The sequence below is a fragment of the Streptomyces laculatispora genome (assembly GCF_017353455.1).
In the GTDB taxonomy this organism is placed as follows: domain Bacteria; phylum Actinomycetota; class Actinomycetes; order Streptomycetales; family Streptomycetaceae; genus Streptomyces; species Streptomyces laculatispora.
On the sequence record NZ_JAFMPZ010000397.1, the window covers coordinates 1 to 4506 of the forward strand.

At 71.7% G+C, this 4506-nt stretch carries 4 protein-coding genes; all 4 read right to left on the reverse strand.

Going from position 1 to position 4506, the window contains the following annotated elements:
- Positions 1-63: 63 nt before the first annotated feature.
- The 4 genes from J1C73_RS35780 to J1C73_RS20295 all read right to left on the reverse strand — a co-directional run bounded on the left by J1C73_RS35780 (position 64) and on the right by J1C73_RS20295 (position 4414).
- Positions 64-1431, reverse strand: a complete 1368-nt coding sequence (locus tag J1C73_RS35780) for an SPDY domain-containing protein (RefSeq protein ID WP_207317658.1) — start codon at positions 1429-1431, stop codon at positions 64-66.
- A gap of 66 nt (positions 1432-1497) precedes the next feature.
- Entirely contained in the window at positions 1498-2616 is a 1119-nt protein-coding gene (locus J1C73_RS20285) for a DnaB-like helicase N-terminal domain-containing protein (protein ID WP_207317659.1), read from the reverse strand.
- Positions 2616-3893, reverse strand: a complete 1278-nt coding sequence (locus J1C73_RS20290) for a DNA cytosine methyltransferase (RefSeq protein WP_207317660.1) — start codon at positions 3891-3893, stop codon at positions 2616-2618. Before J1C73_RS20290 ends, J1C73_RS20285 begins: the two co-directional genes overlap by 1 nt.
- Positions 3890-4414 carry a hypothetical protein gene (locus J1C73_RS20295; RefSeq protein WP_207317661.1) on the reverse strand — a complete coding sequence of 175 codons (525 nt, stop codon included), beginning with the start codon at positions 4412-4414 and terminating at the stop codon, positions 3890-3892. The genes J1C73_RS20290 and J1C73_RS20295 overlap by 4 nt, the downstream gene beginning before the upstream one ends.
- Positions 4415-4506 lie beyond the last annotated feature (92 nt).

The window sequence follows — 4506 nt, forward strand, 5'->3', positions numbered from 1 at the left end:
GGATCGCCAGTTTGGCCAACCGGCGATCCCGCGCTATGTCGCCCCGCTCGTGTGCGCCGATGATCAGCGTGAACGGCTGGCGGTTCGGCCGGCCGCGACCGCCGGAGCGGCTGGCGCACTGGTGGCGAGGCGGGTCCTGTGCTCGCGGCCCGGCTGGGCCTGGCGCGTGCCGGTCTCGTGGGCGAGGGTCTCGGAGAGATCGGCCAGCAGCGAACTCGGGGTGTGCGGGGACGCGGTGATGGCCCAGGTGGGACGGTCCGGACCGGGGCCGGCCCAGACGGTCCAGGTGGCCGGGTTCTGACTCGGGTGCTGTGCGGTGAAGGCGTCGAACTGGACGCCTGCGTCACCGTCGGGGGATGTCCAGCGGATCCATCGCCCGTCCACGGTGTGCTTCCATCCGGCGTCGGAGAGCGGCTGGGTGGCTGCGGTGACCGTCTTCTCGTCCACGGGTGCGCCGATGGCTGTGTCCCAGCTGTCGCCGTCGGCGAGGTGGGTCAGCAGCTCCTGCAGCACTGGGGCTGGGGTGGCGCCGGTCGCGGTGAGGACCCACATGCGGTCGGAGACGGGTGTCTCGTAGGCGGCTACGGTCCACGCGGTCTCGTGGGCGAGGGTTTCGTGGACGCGCTCGATACGCAGGGTCTGCGACTCGTGAATAGCGTGGGTCGTGTCATCCGACCAGGTCCGCCACTTCTCCCAATCGCCGTGTGCATCCAGGAAGGCGTCGAGCAGGGCGTCGTGGTCGCCGGCATCGGCCAGGTAGGCCGGAACGGTCTCCGACTCCGGGCCGGACAATTCGGGCTTGGCTGCGGTGAGGTCGAAGGTGGCGCGGGCTTCGGCGGCGGCGCGTTCGGTGTCGGTCAGGGGCGCCGCGCCGGGACGCATGTCGGCGGCGTGGACCTTCTCGAAGGCGAGTAGGGCCTGGGCGGGTGAGTCGAAGGTGTCGGCGACCTGGCGCAGGTGGTCTTCGCCGTGGAGGTAGACGGACTTGCCGTTGCGGCCGAGGTAGGTGCCGACCGCGACGGTGGTGTGGCCGTCGTGGGCGTGGGCGTGGATGAGGAGCTGGCCGTGGCGGATGTCGTCGTGAATCTTCTGGGCCTCGTTGGAGACCTCGCGGATTTCGCTGCGGGTGCACCAGGGCATCGGGTAGTTGGCCCAAGTCCATTCCTCGTCCATGGCCTCTCGGAGTCGAGGGGTGATCTCGACGGTGATGCCTTCGGCGGACAGATGTTTGGCTGCGTCCTGGGCCCTGTAGGGCTCCTCATGGTCGATGCGGACCAGGACCAGGACGTTCTCGGCGACGACGGTCCAGTCGGCTGCCTCCAGACCCATGAGAGCGATGCGGGCCTGGGTGCCGGTCAGGACGGCGGTCACGGCGCTGGGGTGAGTGGGGTGGGTGTCGAGGCGGACGTGGGCGTCGATGGGGGGAGTCACGTTGGGGTGTCGTCTCTTCTGCCGGTGGCCGGACGTTCGGGGCCGGCCACCGGCGTATGCAGGGTGTTATCGGGTTGCTCGCGCAGCGCGGGCGGTGTGCGCGGCCGTGGTGGTCGGGGGGCCAGCGCGGGTGGTAGGCGCCGGGCGCGGTCGCTGCGGCGGGACCGTTCCGGTGGCGTGCTGCCAGCGGGTGCGCACGGCGCCGATGTCGGCGAGAGATCGGCGGGCGCCGACGACGAGTTGGAACGGGGTGTTCGCCGGGTCGCCGGCGTACGCCTCGATGCGGCGGCCGGTGTGGTCGGCGGTGGCCAGGAGGGAACGCTGCAGGGCGCGCTCGCCCCAGTGCTCTACGGAGCCAGCCGGTTCGGCCAGCAGGCGGAGCACATCGCGCGGTTCGCTTCCGTCGTCCAGCAGACCGCGTTGCTGGGCCTCCCACAAGACGGTGACGGGGTCGATGGGCTCGCGGCGGTGGGCGAGGGTGGTCAGGCACTGCCACAGGCCGGCGTGCAGCGGCAGGGTGAGGTCGTCGGGGAGCAGCCACCGGATGGAGTGGATGTCGGCGGGGTGGGCGGTGGCGGTCGCGAGCAGCAGCTGCTCCTCCTCGACCGCCTCGGTGTGGTCGGGCGCGATGGCTGGCGGCGGTGCCGGGGTGCGGGGCAGGACGCCGGCGCGCGGAGGGAAGCGGCTCGTGATGTCGTCCACGACCGCGGCGAGTGTGTCGGCCTCGGCGAGCACCGTCTGGACGGGGTGCGGGAGGGAGGCATCGTGGACGGTCTGGACGAGGCGTTCGGCGGCCGTCTGCAGACGGTGGCGGGCGTGTTCGGCCTCGACCATCCGCGCGTAGGCCGGTGCGTGGCGGGGCCAGGGGCAGACCTGGACGAGGGTGTGCAGGTACGAGGCGGTCAGCCCGCGCGCCTGCCCACGTCCCGTGGCGAGCACGCGGTTGAGCCATTTGGTGTCCTTCGCGTGCTCGGTGGGGTCGGGCGGCGGCAGGGTGCTGATCGCGGCGAACAGGGCGGCGTGCGCGGCGGTGGAGAAGGAGTCGGCAGCGATGCCGGTCACGTCGCCGAGGCGGTGCGGGTCGAGGAGGAGGGCGCCGAGGAGGGCCTGCTCGACGTGGAACACCGGCTGCGGCGGTGCGATGGCGTCGAGGTCGTCTTCGTCGGGTTCGGGTGCGTGGGGCATCAGGCGGCGAGGGCGAAGTCGTCGGGGTCGAGGGTGACGCCGAGGTGCGGGGCGAGGAGGTGGCCGGCGAGCAGCGGGGGTACGGCGTTGCCGATCTGCGAGAACTGCTGGCCCTTGTTACCGGCCCAGGGGTAGTCGGCGGGGAAGGTCTGCAGGAGGCCGGCCTCGCGGGCGGTGATCCGGATCGGCTCCGGCACCGCCGGCGCGTCCGTGTCCTTCTCGTCCGTGTCCTTGGTCGGAGCCGAGGCCGGTTCGGCGACCCAGGTGCACTCGTTCGCCCGGTGGCCGAAGAACAGCGTGCCTGCTGGCTCGGACAGCGGCCGGACAGTGGCGTTGGCCTGGTTGTTACTGCGCAGGGACCAGGACCAGCGGTGCGCCTCGGCGGTGAACGTCGGAGCTGGAGCGTCGGCGGCCCGGTTCTCGCGTGTGCCGTGCCGTGCCTTCCAGCCAGCTCCTTCGCGGCGGGACTGCAGGACAACGCCGTCCGGCCGGGGCATCCAGGTGCCGCGCTCCCGGGCGTCGGAGAGTGTCTTGCGGGAGCCCGACGGAAACGGTTCGGGTCCGCCGCCGGGTCCGCCGCCGGCACAGACGGTGGGAACGGGCCGGTCGGTCGCGCCCCATCCCAGTGCCTCGGCCATGCTGACCCAGCGGGCGCGGCCCGGCCCGAACAGTGATTCCGGCTCGGCGGCTTGGGAGTGCGTGGGAGTGGGAGGCTGTGCCGTGCGGACCCGGGAGGCGAGGAGGATCGCCCGCCTCCTGGTCTGCGGAACGCCGAAGTCGGCGGCGTTGACGATCCCGTACCAGACGGAGAACCCCCATCCGCGCAGGACGGCCGCGTACTGCTTCCACAGAGGCAGGACGTCCGGCACCTCCTCCATGGCGACCCAGTCGGGCTCGCCGACCGTGTTCAGGGCGTGCAGGTAGCGCATGGGCTCGGCTGCGAGCAGGGAGCGCTCGTCCCGGCACGTGGCGAGGAGGCGCTCGCGGGTGTCACGTCCGGCGGCCAGATCCTCGACCGCCGCGTGCACCAGCGGCTGGTCCACCAGGCCGAGGCGCTTGCCGGCCATGCTCCACGCCTGGCACGGCGGGGAGGCGATCAGCCCGCGGGTACGACCGAGGAAGGGCCACGTCGGATACATCGCCACGTCGGTCCGTACCGTCAACTGCCCGGCGGCAGAACGGGTCCTGCAGGCCCACTCGTCCCATTCCAGACCGACGTCGCGGACGCCCAGTGCCCTGCTCCAGCCGCCCGGCCCCGCGAAGAGATCGAGTATCACGTGGCCAGCCCAAGGTCGTCCTGCGCCAGCGCGTCGGTACCCCTGTGGCACGCCCGAGGCGAGCAGCACATGCGGGTATCCGGGAAAGCCACCTGGTCGCGGTATATGCGGCGGTAGAGGGTGGGGATGCGGTCGAGGAGGTTGGTGGCCGACTCGATGAACTGCTGGGGTGAGGGGCCGATGAGTACGACCGGTCCTGACGAGACATCGTCTCGGCGGAGCTGGTTCTCCAGGGCGCGGGCGAGAGCGGCGGTCAGTTCGGCGCCCGCGTCTTGGGCGGCCTTGGTGATCTGCGCGACTCGGTCAAGGATTTGAAGATCAGCCGATGCGGTCTGCGGCGTGAGCTGTGCGAGGTCGCGGAACAGCTGCAGGGCGGTGCCTGCGAGGGCTTGGGCCTCGGCGATCCGCTCAGTCAGAGCGTGCGTGTGGTTGGTGGCGTTGGTGCGTAGGGCCGTGCGCAGGGTCAGCGCGTCGGCGGTGATCCGGTCGAGGGTCTCGACCGGCGTGGGACGATCAGACACGGTCCTCCGTGGGGGTGGTCGGGCGCAGGGCCTGGGAGAACTCGGCGGTCAGGAGCTGCGCCCGACCACCCCCACGGAGGACCGTGTCTGAT

What these genes read in the sequence shown, in the direction of transcription:
- J1C73_RS20285 (WP_207317659.1), bottom strand. Translation starts at nt 2,616, where the DNA reads ATGCCCCACGCACCCGAACCCGACGAAGACGACCTCGACGCCATCGCA.